The organism is Mycolicibacterium madagascariense, from assembly GCF_010729665.1.
Taxonomy (GTDB): domain Bacteria; phylum Actinomycetota; class Actinomycetes; order Mycobacteriales; family Mycobacteriaceae; genus Mycobacterium; species Mycobacterium madagascariense.
Window position 1 is genome coordinate 704,526 of record NZ_AP022610.1, and the last position, 15,420, is coordinate 719,945.

The following is a 15,420-nucleotide window of genomic DNA, read 5'->3' on the forward strand; positions in this document are numbered from 1 at the left end:
CACGACGCACGACGTGGGTTCTGCGTCGTGAGATTCAGTCTCGACGATCAGCGGACGGGCACGCCGCACACGGAGTAGACGAACTTCGGCGGCACGTCGAAGGCGAACGTGCGCTGGGGGAGGGCGGCGAGCACCTCGGCGCTCAGCGCCGCCTTGTAGTGCAGCGACACCGAGCCCGAGAAGTTGGGATCGACGGCCGACATGTCGGGCACGTCGAGCAGCAGGCCCGACTCGTCGAGGGTGGCGTCGACCATGGTGCCCTCGGGGGCGTCCCACCGGTGGTCCGCCGACCGGGCCGCCTTCTTGGGTACCGAGGACAGCGTGGCCAGCACCCGCTGCCTGGTCAGCGCCAGCGCGCCCACGTAGCTGGCCAGGTTCCCCTTGGCGACCTTGCCCGGCACGTGGCCGGAGAAGCGGTAGGTGACGGGGACGAACTCGGCGAGCAGGAGCACGCCCTCGGCCTCGACCTGGGCGCGCATGTCGTCGGGCAACTGCCCGATGCCGAGCATCTTGCGCAGGAAGACGGCCATGGCCTACGAGGTTATCGGCTGGGGCCGTCTTCCTGCGGTGCGATCTAGGTTTGCGCGGGCAGCACGTTCTCACCGGACTTGTCGGTCGACAGGCACAGCGAGCAGATGTAGCCCTCGACGTTCGCCGCCTTCAGCATGTCCGGCCGCTCGTACTCATGGTGGCAGACGTGGCACCGCAGATGCTCGCCGGACGGGTTGCCCAGCTCGTCGAACATCGGCAGGTCGATGCCGTCGTCGGTGCGACGCAGGTAGTACTTGCCCTTGGTCGCGACGGCGATGATCGGCGGGAGCACCAGGGCCAAGCCGATGGCGACCAGCGGCGAGTAGGGCGTGATCGCCGAGCCGAGTCCACCGAAGAACGCGATGATCGACACGCCCGCCGCGATGAGCATCGAGCCGAAGCCCACCGGGTTGAAGTCGTACAGCATGCCGCGGCGGAACTCGGGCACCTTCGGCGACAGCTTCAGCAGGTACTTGTTGAAGACGATGTCCGAGGCGACCACGACCACCCAGGCCATGCCGCAGTTGGCGTAGAACCCGAGGATCGTGTTGAGGAAGCTGAACATGTTCGCTTCCATCAGCACCAGCGCGATCAGCAGGTTAAAGGCCAGGAACACCAGGCGACCGGGGTAGGTCTTCGTGACGCGGGTGAACGAGTTGGTCCACGCCAGCGAACCGGAGTAGGCGTTGGTGACGTTGATCTTGATCTGGCTGATGACCACCAGGCAGACGGCCAGCGTCAGGGCGAGCCAGTTCGGCAGGAAGTTCTTGTAGATCTCCAGGAACTGGTGCACGGGCTGGTTGGCGATGCCCGCGCCGTCGGCGACGTTGGCGATGAGGTAGACGGCCAGGAACAGGCCGACGACCTGCTTGATGGCGCCGAAGATGACCCAGCCGGGGCCGGCCAGGAACAGCCACGTCCACCAGCTGCGCTTGTTCTCGGGCGTCTGCGGCGGCATGAAGCGCAGGTAGTCGTTCTGCTCGGCGATCTGCGCGATGAGCGACAGGCAGACGCCCGCGGCGAGCAGCGTCGAGCCGATGTCGAAGCCGTGCACGCCCTTCTCGCCCTGGTAGGCGAAGAACGAGCTGACCGACTCGGGATGGCTGATGACGAGGTAGACGAACGGCGCGACCATCAGGATCAGCCACAGCGGGGTGGTCCACACCTGCAGCGTGGACAGCACCTTCATGCCGTAGATGACGAGCGGGAAGATGATGATCGTCGACGTCGCGTAGCCGATCCACAGCGGAATGCCGAGGCCGAGTTGCAGGCCCTGGGCCATGATCGAGCCCTCGAGCGCGAAGAAGATGAAGGTGAACGTCGCGAAGATGACGTTGGTGACCACCGACCCGTAGTAGCCGAAGCCGCTGCCGCGGGTGACGAGGTCGAGGTCGATGTTGTAGCGCGCCGAGTAGTAGGCCACCGGGAAGCCCGTTGCCATGATGACGACGGCGAAGATGAAGATGCCCCACAGCGCGTTGGTGGTGCCGTAGGAGATGCCGATGTTGGCGCCGATGGCGAAGTCGGCGAGGTAGGCGATGCCGCCGAGGGCCGAGATGCCCACCACGCGGGTGGACCACTTGCGGTAGCTGCGCGGCGCAAACCGCAGGGTGTAGTCCTCCAAGGTTTCCTTGGTGGCCGTCATCTGGTCGAGGCTGGCGTCGGGGTCGACCTCGGCGGTGGCGGGCGTGCCGGGGCCGTCAGGATCCCGGTTGAGCTCTTGCGTCATGGGTAGCAAAGCTAAGACGGGGTTGTTTCCAACTCGTGACGACCGTGTTCCCACCGGAAGCAATGTGGCCCGCACTGCCACCAAGAGTCGGGGTTGTGGTGGCAGCGCGGGCGCTACTGGTGTGATCGTTACCGGTGAGGATGGTGTTACACGTGATTCGAGGCGATGTCCGGGTGGCGCGCGGCGGGCTGTGGTCGGCCGTGCTCGCCGGGGCGGTGTATGCCGTCATGTGGGTCGGCTGGTCACAGGGCTGGCATTGGGTCGTTGCCACCGACGCCGCGACCCTGCGCCCCGCCTACCGGATCGGCGTGGCCCACCACGGCTGGGTGACGTTCTGGAACGTGTGGTGCTCGGTGTTCTCACCCCTGAGTTTTCGCGCCCTGACCCTCGGCCTCGTCGTGCTGGCGCTGGTGCGCCGCCGAATCCGACTCGCGCTGTTCCTCTTCGCCACCGTGGAGCTGTCCGCCGTGGTCGCCGAGACGGCCAAGCGACTCGCCGACCGGCCTCGGCCCGCGACCGAGCTCGTGCACGCCGCGTCCACCTCGTTCCCCTCCGGCCACGCCGTGGGCACGATGATCGTCACGCTGGTGGCGTGGCTGGTCCTGCTGCCTGTACTCGGCCGTGCGGGGCGGCGCTGGACGATCGGCCTCGGGTGCCTGCTCGTCCTATCGGTGGGCGCCGGCCGGGTCGCCCTCAACGTCCATCACCTGTCCGACGTAGTGGCCGGCTGGGCCCTCGGCTACCTCTGGGTCGTGCTGTGTCTCGCGGTGCTGGGACGCCCGCGGCTCACGGCACCGGACGAAACACCTGCAGGGCCCGGTAGCGCACGCTGAAGCTCGCCTCGGCCACCTCGTCGGACAGTTCGCCGTCGCGCGCCAGCAGGGTCGGTCCGTCGACCGCGGTGAACCGGAACTCGGGCACCCGCAGTTCGTGGTAGAGCGGGCTGCGCACGAGGCGGCCCAGCACGAGCGACGTCAGGATGCGGGCCGTGGCGAAGCGCCGCTCGGTCTCCAGGATCCGGACGTCGATCAACCCGTCGTCCATCCGCAGCCGCCGTGCCGGAGCGAACCCCGACGGGAGATAGGACGAGTTGCCGACGAAGAACAGCGACGTTCCGAGGGTCTTGTTGTCATAGGAGATGCGCACGGGATCGCTGCGCCGCAGCGTGTGGAACATGGCATAGGCCCCGGCGAGCGGCTTGCCGATCTTGTGTTCCAGCTTCTCCCTGGTCTGCACGAACGCGGGATACGCGCCGATGCTGGCGGTGTTGATGACGGTTCCGGTCTCGTTGAGCCGCAGGACGTCGACGCAACTCACCTCCCCGGCGCGGATGGCGGCGACGGTCTGGGCGACGGCCTCGCACCCGATGTCCTTGGCGAAGTGGTTGAACGTGCCACCGGCGAACACGGCCAGCGGGCGGTCGGTGGCCAGGGCCACCCCGGCCGCCGCGGCCACCGTGCCGTCACCGCCGCCGATCGCGAGGACCTCGGCCCGTCCGGCCGCCGACCGCAGGACGTCTTCCAGGTCGTCGTCCTCGTCGAGCTCGACGATCTCCATCTTCGGCAGCGCCTTGCGCGCCTCGGCCAGGACCCGCGCGCCGGTTCCGCCCCCCGACGTCGGATTGATGACCAGCACGACGCCCTCGCCCTCGGGGCGCGGCGGGGTGTCGACGCGTAGCGGGTCGGCGACGGGGATGCGGGCTTCGACGATCGGCGGCACGATCTTGCCGCCGAGCACCGCGACCGCCGCGCCGACGCCGAATCCCGCCAGCACGTCACCGGGGTAGTGCGCGCCGGTGGCCACCCGCGACACCCCGACCATCCCGGCCAGGAGCGCCAGGCCGAGGCCCACGGGGGCGCTCTCGAGGCCGACGCCGATGGCGAACGCCGCGGCGCTGGCCGAATGGCCCGACGGCAGGGAGTTCGACGTCGGCATCCGCCGCGACCTGCGGATGACGGGAACGGGGGTGAAGTTGGGGCGGGGCCGCTTCCAGGCCCGCTTGGCGAGCTGATTGGTCACCAGGCTGGTGACGGCCAGCGACGCCACGCCCCGGCCCGCACCGCGCTGTACCGACTTGCGACGGGTGGCTCCGAGGGCGACCGCGATCGCCAGCCAGAGCTTGGAGTGATCGGCGGCCGCCGTCAGCTTCGGCATGAAGCCGTCCAGCAGCGGGCTCGGAGACTCGGCGATGGCCTCGAAGACCTCGCGGTCCAGCGTGCCGAGGCCCTTGCCGATCTGGCGGATGCCCTGACGTCGCTCCCTGGGAAAAAGCTTCATGCCGTTCAACCTAGCCGCGGGGGGTGACGGGCTGGCGGGGCGACTCGTTCCCGGACGGCGGACCGATGATGCTAAACCTTTACTTGACCTTGATGCAGGCCACGTGGTGACGTTGAGTGGTGCGCCGACTGCTGATCGTGCTGTGCGCGGTGGTCGCGGGTTTCGTCGTCGCGCCTCTGCCGCCCACTGCCCGTGCCGAGCTGGTGCCGTGGTTCGCGCCCAGCGTCGGCGCGGCCAATCAGGTGATTTCCGTTGTGGGCGTTGGGGGTTCGAACGCGAAGGTCGACGTCTACCAGCGGACGTCGGCGGGGTGGCAGGCCGTCGCCGCGGGGATACCGGCCCACGTCGGGTCGGCGGGCATGGCGCCCCAGACCCACGACGGCCAGATGCTGACGCCGATGGGCGTCTTCTCCCTCGACTTCGCCTTCGGGACGGCGCCCAACCCCGGCGGGGGTCTTCAGTACGTGCAGGTGGACCGGGACCACTGGTGGGACGGGGACATGAAGAGCCCCACCTACAACACGATGCAGGTCTGCAAGAAGGCGCAGTGCCCGTTCGACACCGATCCGAGCAGCGGCACCGAGAACCTCGACATCCCGCAGTACGAGCACGCGGTGGTGATGGGGGTCAACGAGCAGCGGGTCCCCGGCAACGGCGGCGCGTTCTTCCTGCACACCACCGACGGCGGGCCGACGGCCGGCTGCGTGTCGATCGACGATCACACGTTGGTGAGCATCATCGAGTGGCTGCGCCCCGGCGCCGTGATCGCCATCTCGAAGTAGCGTCAATTCGCCGCTGCGCGACCGGCTTTCACCTTGAAGCCCAGGCTGGCGGTGGACAGCGACGCATCGTAGGTGCGGTCGTAGCCGGTGACGCTGATCTTCCAGCCGTCGGCGGTCCGACGGTACCGATCGCGATAGAAGCCCGCGCCGATCAACAGGAAGTCGAACTTCGGCACGATGACCTTGTCCTGGAGGTACCAGATGCCCGTCGCCTCGTCGCCGTCGACGTCGATCTCGGGATGCGTCACCCGGTGTTCGGTGATGACGTCGGCAGGCATCGAACTGCGCATGAACTCGACCAGCGTCGCCCGGTCGGTGAAGTGGTGCTCCTCGCCGAGCGATTCGCCGTAGTCGCCCACGACGTCCTCGGTGAGCGTGTCGGCGAAGTCGTCCCAGTGCTTGGTGTCCAGCGCGCGCAGATACCGGTACTTGACCCGTTGAATGTCCTCGATGTCACCCATGACCGTCATCGAAACACAGTGGCGCGCGCTGGGATGGCGATCCGCGGGGACTGCGCCTGACGGATACGTCAAATCGTCGGCCCGATCCTGAGGACGATTCAAACGCTACGCACAGCCAAAACCTAGCTGGCAGAACGCTGTTCGATGACGGAGCCGCGGAGTGTCTGAGCCGCCGCCCCCGGGCACGGGGTTATCGTGGTGAGCGTCATGAGCGATCCGTTGGGGTTGTCGATCGGGACGACCAACCTGGTCGCGGCCGTCGTCGGCAACCCACCCGTCACGCGGCGGTCCGTGCTGCCGCTTTCCGGGCAGACGTTCCGCGGCTTCGTCGACCGCGTCGGCGACCCGGTGCCCATGATCGCGGCCGACGGCTCGGCCTACCGCGCCGACGTCCTGATGGTCGAGGCGCTCGACGCCATGATCGTCGAGGCGCGCGGGGAGGACGCCGGGGCGACGGCACAGCTCGCCGTGGCGGTCCCCGCGCACTGGAACGGGGCCACGCTGCGCTCGCTGCGCGACGCGATGCGCGCCAAGACCAGCCTCGCCCCCAACGGCGTCCCTGCGCGGCTGATCTCCGACGCGGTGGCCTCGCTGACGGCGCTGGCGACCAATCCCGGGTTGCCGAGTGACGGCGTCGTCGCCCTGCTCGACTTCGGCGGCGGCGGAACCACCCTGACCCTCGCCGACGCGGCCGCGTCCTTCGAGCCGATCGAGACGATCCGCATGACGGAGTTCTCCGGCGACCAGATCGACCAGGCCCTCGTGACGCACGTGCTCGAGAGTCTCACCACCGACGTCGACCCGGCGGGTACGGCGTCGGTCGCGTCGCTCACCAGACTGCGCGAGGAGTGCAGGCAGGCCAAGGAGGAACTGTCCGAGGCGCAGGCCGCCGACGTCCGCGTCGAACTGCCCGGACACCGCTCGACGGTACGCGTCACGCGCGACGACCTGGACGGTCTGCTGGCCGAGCCCCTGGCGGCCGTGCTCGCCGAACTCGATGAATCGTTGGCGCGCAACAGGATTGCCAAGGATGACGTCTCCGCGGTGGTGGCCGTGGGTGGCGGCGCACGCATCCCGCTGGTGGCCAGCACGCTGTCCGAGTCCGACCGCAGGCCCTTCGTCACGACACCGCACCCCGCGCTCGACGCCGCCGTCGGCGCCGCCCTCTTCGCGGCCTACGGCGCCGATGCCGACGCGCAGACCGGCATGGCTCCCGTCCCCCTCCCGGGCGTCGGCGAGCCGACGGCCGCCAACGTGCTCACCGCCGCCAACGCCGCGGCGCCGGACTCGTCGACGTTCCGCGCGCTGGCGTGGTCGCAGGACGACGACACCATCGGGGATCCCGCCCCCTATACGGGCGAGGACCCGTACGCCGACCCCTATGCCGACTCCAGCACCACCCGGGTGGTCACCCAGTACCGGCCGCGGCAGGAGGAGCCCGAACCGCACACGTGGCAGCGCGTTCCGCTGTTGATCTTCGGGGTGGCCGCGGTGATCGCGCTGATCGCGGTCGGCGGCGTGGCGATCGCACTGACCAGCTCGACCGAGGACACCACCCCGACGCCGAAGACGGCGCCCGTCACCGCCACCTCGCCACCCGCGCCGCGACCGACCAGCCCGCAGCCACCGCCGCCGCCGCCGACCACCGCCGCGCCGCCACCCAGCGTCGCCCCCGTGACCAGCGAAGCACCACCTCCGCCGCCGCCTCCGCCCTCGACCGAGACGGTCACCGTCGAGCGTCCGGTGACCACGACCAAGACCACCACCCAGACCACGACGACCACCACGACGCAGCCGACCACGACGACGCCGACCACCACCGAGACCACGACGACCACCGAGACCACGACGTCGAGCACGCCGACCATGACCACCAGCTACATCACAGTCCCGTTCGTGCCGGTGCCAATACCCATCCAGGTTCCGGCGACCTCGACTCCGTACCAGCCCTATCAGCCTTATCAGCCAAACTCGCCGTATCAGCCCTACCAACCCCCCGCCTACCAGCAGCCGGGCCGATATCCGTACTGATCACCGAACGTGCGAAGCGCCCGATGATTCGCTGTGCCTCTCAGCCCCAACCTGTGAGCGCTCCCAGACGACAAGGAATGTCACAGAAGGAATCCAGCGTTTCCCAGGTTAGACAGTCCACCATCGTGGCATGGCTGATGGAAGATCGCGGGCGATGCGTCTGCGCACGAGGACGTTGGGAATCGTCGGGGCGGCTGCGTTCGTCTCGCTGGGTGCGCTGAGCGTCGGCTTGGCCCACGATGATCCACGCGGGGTCGACCTCGCAGGGTCGGGCGACGCCCCGGCCAACACCACCTACGTCCAGCCGACGGCCGGCGGCATGAACATGGGCGCCACGGCGACCTGGACGGCACCCCCGTCGATCGAGGCGACCGCGAAGGCCGTTCCAAGCGGCAGCGCAGGCTGACATGCGACGAGTCATGGCGGGAACGGTCCTCACGGCATCGGCGGTAATGCTGTTCGGTGCAGGCGTCGCGCAGGCATCGTCGTCGCCCGACGTCGTCGGGCAGAAGTACAGCGACGCCCAGACGGCGATCAGCGGCGCGGGCCTGACCCCGGTGGTGTCGACCGTCGTCGGCGACCGGCAGGAACGCCCTGACTGCGTCGTCACCAACACGGTGGCCCGCACGGTCCCGGCGCCGGAGAACAGCGCGGGATCACCGACGAGCCAGCTGCTGGTTTCGTTGAACTGCGACTCGGGCGAAGCATCGGCGAAGGCGCCGGGCTTCTCGGCGGGCAGCCCCGAGGGCAAGGCGGCCGCAGCCGCCGCGTCGTCGTCGGCCGCGGCCGCGTCGGCATCCGCGGCAGCCCCCGCCAGCTGACCGAACTAGTTCTGCGGCACCAGGTTTCGCGGATGGTGACAGGCGGCGACGTGCGCCTCCCGTAGTTCCTCCAACGGGGGATCGTCGTCGTCGCACACCTGCGTGGCCCACGGGCACCGGGTGTGGAAGTGGCAACCCGACGGGGGATCGATCGGGCTGGGCACGTCGCCCTCGAGCACCAGCCGCTCCCGCTGGACGTTCTGCCGCGGGTCGGGGATGGGCACCGCGGACAGCAGCGCGTTCGAATACGGATGCAGCGGACGGTCATACAGCTCCGCCGCGGGCGCACTCTCGACGATCCGCCCGAGATACATGACGGCCACCCGATCCGAGACGTGCCTGACGACGCCGAGGTCGTGCGCGACGAACAGGTACGACAGACCCAACTCCTCCTGAAGGTCCTTGAGCAGGTTGACGATCTGCGCCTGCACCGACACGTCGAGTGCGGAGACGGGCTCGTCGGCGATGATCAGCTTCGGTTGCAACCCCAGCGCGCGGGCGATGCCGATCCGCTGTCGCTGCCCGCCGGAGAACTCGTGGGGATAGCGGTCGGCGTGCTCGGGACTGAGCCCCACGCGGTCCAGCAGGTCCTGCACCCGTCGGTGGACGTCCCGCCCGCCGGCCAGCCCGTGCAGCTCGATGGGTTCGCCGATGATCTGCCCGATGCGCTTGCGCGGGTTCAGCGACGCGTACGGATCCTGGAAGATCATCTGCATCTGGCGACGCACCGGGCGCAGGCTGCGGCGCGACCGGCCGACCAGCTCCTCGCCCAGGAACCGCACCGAACCCGACGTCGGCGCCGTCAGCTGCAGGATGGCCCGGCTCAAAGTGGACTTGCCGCAACCGGATTCACCGACGAGGCCCAGGGTCTCGCCCTCGGCGATCGAGAGGCTGACCCCGTCGACGGCCTTCACGTGGGCGACGACGCGGTCCACGACGACACCCGACTTGACCGGAAAGTGCTTGACGAGATCGGTGACCTCGAGCAGCGGTTCACTCACGAGGCGGCCTTCCGGAGTCCGATGTGGCCGTCGACGTCGCGCAGTCGGCGCTTGTCCGCCGGATCCAGCCAGCACCGGTTGCCGTCCACCAGCGGGGGTGGCTCCGCGCATGTGTCGAACGCGTGGGGACAGCGCGCCGCGAAGCGGCATCCCGTCGGGGGATTCAGCAGCGACGGTGGGGCCCCGGCGATCTGGGCCAGCCGTACCGGCCGCGGCTGGTCGAGTCGGGCCAGCGAGCCGAGCAGCCCCCAGGTGTAGGGGTGCTGTGGGTCGTAGAACAGGTTCTCCAGTGTGGCGTCCTCGACGATCTGTCCGGCATACATCACCGCCACCCGGTCGGCGATCTCGGCGACCACGCCGAGATCGTGGGTGATCAGGACGACCGCGAGGCCGCGCTCCCTGTTCAACGTGTCGAGCAGCCGCAGGATCTGCGCCTGCACCGTGACGTCGAGCGCGGTGGTCGGCTCGTCGGCGATCAGCACGTCGGGGTCCAGTGCGAGCGCCATCGCGATCATCACGCGCTGCCGCATGCCGCCGGAGAACTCGTGCGGGTAATCACGAACGCGCCGTTCGGGATTCGGGATCCCGACCGAGCGAAGCAGTTCCACCGCCTGTTCCTGGGCCTCCCGCTTGCCCACCTTGCGGTGCGCGCGGATCATCTCGACGATCTGGTCACCGACGCGGTAGACGGGGTTCAGCGAGGTCATCGGATCCTGGAAGATCATCGCGATGCGCTTGCCCCGGACGTCGCGCAGCTGCTCGTCGTCGAGCTGGGTGAGGTCACGGCCGTCGAACTCGACCGCACCGGTGATCGTGGCGTTGGGGGCCCGCGTCAGGCCCAGGATGGTCTGCGCGGTCACGCTCTTGCCGGAGCCCGACTCGCCCACGACGGCGAGGATTTCGCCGGTGTCGAGTTCGAAGGAGACCCGCTCGACTGCGCGGACGACGCCGCCGTCGGTGGCGAAGCTGACGCTGAGGTCGCGTACGGACAGGATCATGCGGGGGCCGCCTCGCCGAGTCGGATGCGTGGGTCGAGGAACGCGTAGAGCACGTCGACGACCGTGTTGAAGAGCACGATGAAGAACGCACCGAACATGGTGACGCCCATCAGCGGTGGTAGATCGAGACTGCCGATCGCCTGGCCCGCGTAGAGACCGACGCCGTTGATGTTGAACACCGTCTCGGTGAGGATGGCGCCGCCGCCGACGACCGCCCCGAAGTCCAGGCCGAACAGCGTGACGACCGGAATCATCGAGTTGCGCAGGACGTGCTTGATGCGAATTTGCCGCTCGCTGATGCCCTTTGCGCGTGCGGTCCTGACGTAGTCCTCGTTCATCACGTCGAGCATGTTGGACCGCAGCACGCGGCTGTAGAACCCGACGAACAGCACCGCCAGCGTGATCCACGGCAGGATCAGGTGATACGCCCACTGCCCCGGATTCCTGGTCAGCGGGACGTAACTACTGGTCGGAAAGATCTGGGCCTTGAAGCTCAAGTAGTAGAGCAGGATGGCGGCCAACCAGAACACCGGCACCGAGATGCCGACCAGCGACAGGATGGTCAGGGTGCGGTCGGTGAACTTGCCGGCGTGCACCGCGCTGAGGTACCCGAATACGACCGCCAGCGTCATCCACAGCAGCGCCGCGCCGATGCACAGCGACAGCGTCGCGGGCAGCCCCTTCCAGATCTGGTCGCCGACGTTCTGCGAACTGGCATACGACGTGAGCGTGCCGGTGAAGATCCGCTTCATCATCGTCAGGTACTGCACGGGCAGGGACTGGTCGAGGCCGAGGTCCGCCCGCACCCTCGCGATCAGCGCCGGGTTGGCGTTCTTGCCCGCAATGCGTTGCGCCGGATCGGAATTCGGGATGACGTTGAAGATCAGGAACACGATGACCGAGATCGCGAAGAGGACGGCGGCCATGCCGATGAGTCGGCGGACGGCGAAGCGCACCACGGCTAGTGCTCCAACCGGATCTTGGCCCGCGGATCCAGCGCGTCCCGAAGACCGTCGCCGAACACGTTGAGCGACAACACCGTGACCACGATCATGAAGCCGGGCACGATCGTGAGATGCGGTGCGGTGTAGATGTTCTGATACCCGTCGGCGATCATCGTGCCCCAGGATGCGCTCGGTGGGCGCACGCCGGCTCCCAGGAACGACAGTGACGACTCCAACAGCATGTCGTTGGCGATGTTCAGCGTGAAGAAGACGATGATCGTCGACACCACGTTGGGCAGGAGCTCGGAGATCATGATCCGGATCGGTCCCTTGCCCTGCGCGACGGCGGCCTCGACGAATTCCTTCTCCCGCAGCGCCAGGATCTCACCGCGGATCGGTCGGGCCATGTACGGGACGTACACCAGCCCGATGATCATGATCGGAATCCACAGCGAGTCACCGGAGATCGCGAGACCCCCGACCTTGAGCCCGCCGAGCGCCAGCGTCGTCCCGAGTGCGATGCCCAGCAGCAGCACTGGGAACGCCCACACCACGTCGAGCACCCTGGACAGGATGGCGTCCAGCCAGCCGCGATAGTAGCCGCACAGCAGTCCGACCAGGACCGCCAACACGGTCGTGACGAGTGCCGCGGCCACGCCGATGAAGATCGACGTGCGCCCGCCGTAGAGCAGCCGGACCATGACGTCGCGGCCGTTCTGGTCGGCGCCGAGCAGGAAGCGTCCGTGCAGGCCCGGTCCGAGCGGGGTGCCGTCCGGAGACACGACGTAGGTCTCCTTGCCGTCGACCAGGATCCGGTCGGTGATGTGGTTCTCGTCGGGTCCGGTGTGGGCGACGTGGTCGGCCCACAGGGGAGCGGCCAGGCACAGCACGACCACGGCGACGAAGAGCACGCCGAAGCCCAGCGCTATCTTGTTGCGGCGCAACCGCACCCACGCGAGATACCACGGGCTGCGACCGCGGACCGCCTCGGAGGCGACGCCGACGGGCACCGGGGGAACGCCCGCCGTGTCGACGTCGCTGGTCGGGACGCTCACTTCAGGGCGAACGCGGAGAAGTCCTGGGTGAACACGAGATGCGGACTCGTCTTGTCGAAGTCGATGCGATCGGAGACGAACGTGCTGCGCTCCTCGTTGCCGTACGGCGCCCAGACGGCTTGGTCCATGTAGGCCTTGTCCAGTGCTGCGTACTGCTTCTCGACGTCGTCGGACAGCTGCACCTTCGACAGGCGATCCATGGTGGCGTCGTTCTGCGGGATCGCGACCTGCGAGTAGTTGCTGTTGTTGGTCGGCAGGATGTTGGCGCCGTTGAGCAGTGGCCGGAAGAAGTCGTCGGGATGCGGGTAGTCCTGGAACCAATCGACGAAACCGGTGTCGAGGTCGGCCGTCGACGTGTTCCCGATCGTCGCGAAGTAGACGTTGCCGGCGACCACCTTGAGGGTGGCGTTGAAGCCCAGCTGGGTCAACAGGTCGTGGTAGTACTCGCCGATGCGCTTGCGCTCGGGCTCGTCGTCGGTCCAGACGGTGATGTCCTTGTCCGCTGGGTTGGCTTGCGCCAGCAGCGCTTTGGCCTTGGCCAGGTCATAGGGGTAGGGGTGGTACTCCTCGTAGCCGGGCATGCCGGGGGGCAGGATCTGCTGCGTGGGGTGCAGACGACCGCCGAAGACGCGGTTGAGTGCCTCCGGGTCGATGGCGTAGTTGATGGCCTGGCGGACGCGAATGTCGTTGAAGGGCGCCTTCTTGTTGTTCATGAAGAAGTAGTAGGTGTTGATCGACTCGTCGAGCCGGAACCGATCGCCGAACTTCGCCTTGACCTCGGCCAGGCGGTCGGCGTCGGGCGGATCGGCCATGAAGTCGATGGTGTTCTGCTCGACCCCCGTCACCTGGGCGGAGTTGCTCTTGTTCTGGGTCACGGTGATCTTGTCGACCTGCGCGTCGGCGACCTCCGTCGCCCCGGCGTCCTTGACGGTCTTGAAGTTCGGGTTGCGCACCATCGTCAACGACTGCGGCGCATCGACTTTCGAGATCATGAACGGCCCGCTCGACGGCGGCGGGGTGTTCGTCGCGTCCTTGTCCAGCGGGGTGCTCGGTGGCACGGGTGCGGCGAACATCAGCGCGAGCACGTTCTCGAACGTTCCGCTGGCGTCGGTCAGGGCGATGGTGATGTCGCCGGTCGCGTCGTCGGTGGTGATGCCGGAGATCGTGGGCGCCTTGCCGTCGGCGTAGTCCGTGGCGCCGACGATGCCGTTGAAGAACACCGACCCACCCGAATTCGCCTTGAACAGCCGCTGAATCGCGTAGGTGAAGTCCGATGCCTTGATGGGGGTGCCGTCGGAGTACTTCATGTTGGGACGGAGCTTGAGCTTGTAGGTCTTGCCGTCGGGGGAGATGTCCGGCATGGCCTCGGCGAGCGCGGGCACCACCTTCGTGCCGTCCTGGCCCTTGGCGTGCCGGTAGGTCAGCAGGGGCGTGTAGGCGTTGTAGAGGACTTCCCAGCCCTGCACCGTGTAGGACAGTTGCGGGTCGACGTAGTCGGGGAACGACGTCATCGACACGTTGATCTCGCCGCCTCCGCCCCCGCCGCCGGTGCTGCCGGAGTCACCCCCGCAGGCCGCGACTCCGAAAGTGGCCAGCGCCGCGACGACGCCAACGGTCACCGCCTTGCGCAATGTCCTCATCTGTATCCCTTGGTGTGGTCGTGAGTGTCCGGTGCGGGTCCCGGCGGCGTGCCATACCTGTACGCCACCTGTCGGGGTGCCATTGCATCTTTTACGAAATCCGGCGGACGGCAACTCGGGATGAGCGGTCCGGCGCGGACCGGCAGGCGTCCCACCTGCGGTTTCTCTGAACGCGGTATGCCTCTTGTGTGCGCGAAGCGACTTCTCCCGCGGTTGCTGAACGGCGGCGACCGGGTCGTGGACCGCTGCAGCCGGACCGGAATTATTCCTGCTGCGGGACCTGTTCACCGGAAAATTGACACCACTGCTAGCAAACCGCCCGAAGTAGCGGGCCGTCCTCGGAGCGGAGCCAACCGGGGAAACCTCGAAAATCGGTGCCCGCGTCGGGGATGTCGGCCCGGCGACCCGAGCCGACACCCACGGCTCGGCGCCGCGGGCGCGGCAGCGGACTCCGTTAGCATCGAACCCCGTGGCGCGTAACGACGGTCCCGGTGGACCCCCAGACGACCCGTACTACTCCGACAGCGAGCCGACGCAGTACGGACGCCAGCCACGCAGCGATCCGCAGGCCTACAGCGAACCCACCCAGTACGCGAACTACGGCGGCTACGACCCGCAGCCCGGCTACGGACAGCCCGGCTATGGACAACCCGGCTATGGACAGCAGCCGCCGCCCAAGACCCCCTGGTACCGCACCCCGGCGGGACTGGTCAGCCTCGGCGCCATCGCCGTCATCCTCATCGCCGCGATCGTCTACGGCGTGGTCTCGCTGACCGGTGGCAACGGCTCCAGTTCGACGTCGTCGACGTCCAGCACGTCGACTACGTCCAGCACCGCCGCGCCGTCGACGTCGGCGGGCAACTCCGAGGCGCCGGCACCCGGTGGTAGCGGCGGGGGCCAGGAGACCGTGACCCAGACCGAGCAGCCGAGCTCGGCCACGGATTCGCCGACGACCACCACGACCACCGACAGCCCGACCACCACCACGACGACCACCGAGCCCAGCACCAGCACCACGGTGTCGACGAGCACCAGCACGAGCACCGTGACGCAGACGGTGACGCAGACCCGGGATCGGCAGCGGCAGTTCCCCGGTGGCGGCGGCGGCAACGGGCAGGGCCAGGGCTAGTCGCGGCCACCGAGGGTGCTC

General features: G+C 68.1%; 15 protein-coding genes. 6 read left to right on the forward strand and 9 right to left on the reverse strand.

Going from position 1 to position 15,420, the window contains the following annotated elements:
• Positions 1–47 precede the first annotated feature (47 nt).
• Positions 48–530: a hypothetical protein gene (locus G6N60_RS03210; RefSeq protein WP_163732466.1), complete on the reverse strand. Its 483-nt coding sequence runs from the start codon at positions 528–530 to the stop codon at positions 48–50.
• Between the two features lie 44 nt (positions 531–574).
• Positions 575–2,176, reverse strand: a complete 1,602-nt coding sequence (locus tag G6N60_RS03215; RefSeq protein ID WP_197746972.1) for a purine-cytosine permease family protein — start codon at positions 2,174–2,176, stop codon at positions 575–577.
• A 236-nt stretch (positions 2,177–2,412) separates the two neighbouring features.
• On the opposite strand from G6N60_RS03215, the gene G6N60_RS03220 reads away from it, so the two are divergent.
• Positions 2,413–3,093, forward strand: coding sequence for a phosphatase PAP2 family protein (locus G6N60_RS03220; RefSeq protein WP_246240267.1), 681 nt, complete (start codon positions 2,413–2,415; stop codon positions 3,091–3,093).
• On the opposite strand, the gene G6N60_RS03225 is transcribed toward G6N60_RS03220, so the two are convergent.
• Positions 3,047–4,537, reverse strand: a complete 1,491-nt coding sequence (locus G6N60_RS03225; RefSeq protein WP_163732475.1) for a bifunctional phosphatase PAP2/diacylglycerol kinase family protein — start codon at positions 4,535–4,537, stop codon at positions 3,047–3,049. The genes G6N60_RS03220 and G6N60_RS03225 overlap by 47 nt on opposite strands.
• 119 nt (positions 4,538–4,656) lie before the next feature.
• Between G6N60_RS03225 and G6N60_RS03230 the strand changes: the two genes are divergently transcribed.
• Positions 4,657–5,319, forward strand: a complete 663-nt coding sequence (locus tag G6N60_RS03230; protein ID WP_163743383.1) for a L,D-transpeptidase family protein — start codon at positions 4,657–4,659, stop codon at positions 5,317–5,319.
• Between the two features lie 2 nt (positions 5,320–5,321).
• Here the strand turns inward: G6N60_RS03230 and G6N60_RS03235 are convergent, their stop codons facing one another.
• Complete coding sequence (locus G6N60_RS03235) at positions 5,322–5,780, reverse strand: nuclear transport factor 2 family protein (RefSeq protein WP_163743385.1); 459 nt, start codon at positions 5,778–5,780, stop codon at positions 5,322–5,324.
• Between the two features lie 207 nt (positions 5,781–5,987).
• Here G6N60_RS03235 and G6N60_RS03240 point away from each other — a divergent pair, with 207 nt between their 5' ends.
• From G6N60_RS03240 to G6N60_RS03250, 3 genes are all read left to right on the forward strand, one after another.
• Positions 5,988–7,811 (forward strand): Hsp70 family protein, encoded by a 1,824-nt coding sequence (locus tag G6N60_RS03240; RefSeq protein ID WP_163732478.1) that lies wholly within the window; start codon positions 5,988–5,990, stop codon positions 7,809–7,811.
• Positions 7,812–7,941: 130 nt separating this feature from the next.
• Positions 7,942–8,217 carry a hypothetical protein gene (locus tag G6N60_RS03245; RefSeq protein ID WP_163732481.1) on the forward strand — a complete coding sequence of 92 codons (276 nt, stop codon included), beginning with the start codon at positions 7,942–7,944 and terminating at the stop codon, positions 8,215–8,217.
• A gap of 13 nt (positions 8,218–8,230) precedes the next feature.
• The gene (locus G6N60_RS03250) at positions 8,231–8,632 is read left to right on the forward strand and encodes a PASTA domain-containing protein (RefSeq protein WP_246240270.1); all 402 of its coding nucleotides are present in this window, start codon (positions 8,231–8,233) and stop codon (positions 8,630–8,632) included.
• Between the two features lie 5 nt (positions 8,633–8,637).
• Here the strand turns inward: G6N60_RS03250 and G6N60_RS03255 are convergent, their stop codons facing one another.
• Genes G6N60_RS03255 through G6N60_RS03275 form a run of 5 tightly spaced genes read right to left on the reverse strand, consistent with a single transcriptional unit; the run spans position 8,638 to position 14,270 of the window.
• The gene (locus tag G6N60_RS03255; RefSeq protein WP_179969632.1) at positions 8,638–9,633 is read right to left on the reverse strand and encodes an ABC transporter ATP-binding protein; all 996 of its coding nucleotides are present in this window, start codon (positions 9,631–9,633) and stop codon (positions 8,638–8,640) included.
• Positions 9,630–10,631 carry an ABC transporter ATP-binding protein gene (locus tag G6N60_RS03260; protein WP_163732491.1) on the reverse strand — a complete coding sequence of 334 codons (1,002 nt, stop codon included), beginning with the start codon at positions 10,629–10,631 and terminating at the stop codon, positions 9,630–9,632. The genes G6N60_RS03255 and G6N60_RS03260 overlap by 4 nt, the downstream gene beginning before the upstream one ends.
• Positions 10,628–11,590, reverse strand: a complete 963-nt coding sequence (locus G6N60_RS03265; RefSeq protein WP_163732493.1) for an ABC transporter permease — start codon at positions 11,588–11,590, stop codon at positions 10,628–10,630. The genes G6N60_RS03260 and G6N60_RS03265 overlap by 4 nt, the downstream gene beginning before the upstream one ends.
• Before the next feature lie 2 nt (positions 11,591–11,592).
• Positions 11,593–12,585 (reverse strand): ABC transporter permease, encoded by a 993-nt coding sequence (locus G6N60_RS03270; protein WP_163743388.1) that lies wholly within the window; start codon positions 12,583–12,585, stop codon positions 11,593–11,595.
• Between the two features lie 41 nt (positions 12,586–12,626).
• Entirely contained in the window at positions 12,627–14,270 is a 1,644-nt protein-coding gene (locus G6N60_RS03275; protein WP_163732496.1) for an ABC transporter substrate-binding protein, read from the reverse strand.
• A 469-nt stretch (positions 14,271–14,739) separates the two neighbouring features.
• Here G6N60_RS03275 and G6N60_RS03280 point away from each other — a divergent pair, with 469 nt between their 5' ends.
• Positions 14,740–15,399, forward strand: coding sequence for a hypothetical protein (locus G6N60_RS03280; protein WP_246240272.1), 660 nt, complete (start codon positions 14,740–14,742; stop codon positions 15,397–15,399).
• The last annotated feature ends 21 nt before the right edge of the window (positions 15,400–15,420 follow it).

Bases quoted from the DNA above. Each gene is read 5' to 3' on its own strand.
- G6N60_RS03210 (WP_163732466.1), bottom strand. From the start codon at position 530: ATGGCCGTCTTCCTGCGCAAGATGCTCGGCATCGGGCAGTTGCCCGAC.
- G6N60_RS03215 (WP_197746972.1), bottom strand. From the start codon at position 2,176: ATGACGGCCACCAAGGAAACCTTGGAGGACTACACCCTGCGGTTTGCG.
- G6N60_RS03225 (WP_163732475.1), bottom strand. From the start codon at position 4,537: ATGAAGCTTTTTCCCAGGGAGCGACGTCAGGGCATCCGCCAGATCGGC.
- G6N60_RS03235 (WP_163743385.1), bottom strand. From the start codon at position 5,780: ATGGGTGACATCGAGGACATTCAACGGGTCAAGTACCGGTATCTGCGC.
- G6N60_RS03240 (WP_163732478.1), top strand. From the start codon at position 5,988: ATGAGCGATCCGTTGGGGTTGTCGATCGGGACGACCAACCTGGTCGCG.
- G6N60_RS03245 (WP_163732481.1), top strand. From the start codon at position 7,942: ATGGCTGATGGAAGATCGCGGGCGATGCGTCTGCGCACGAGGACGTTG.
- G6N60_RS03250 (WP_246240270.1), top strand. From the start codon at position 8,231: ATGGCGGGAACGGTCCTCACGGCATCGGCGGTAATGCTGTTCGGTGCA.
- G6N60_RS03260 (WP_163732491.1), bottom strand. From the start codon at position 10,631: ATGATCCTGTCCGTACGCGACCTCAGCGTCAGCTTCGCCACCGACGGC.
- G6N60_RS03275 (WP_163732496.1), bottom strand. From the start codon at position 14,270: ATGAGGACATTGCGCAAGGCGGTGACCGTTGGCGTCGTCGCGGCGCTG.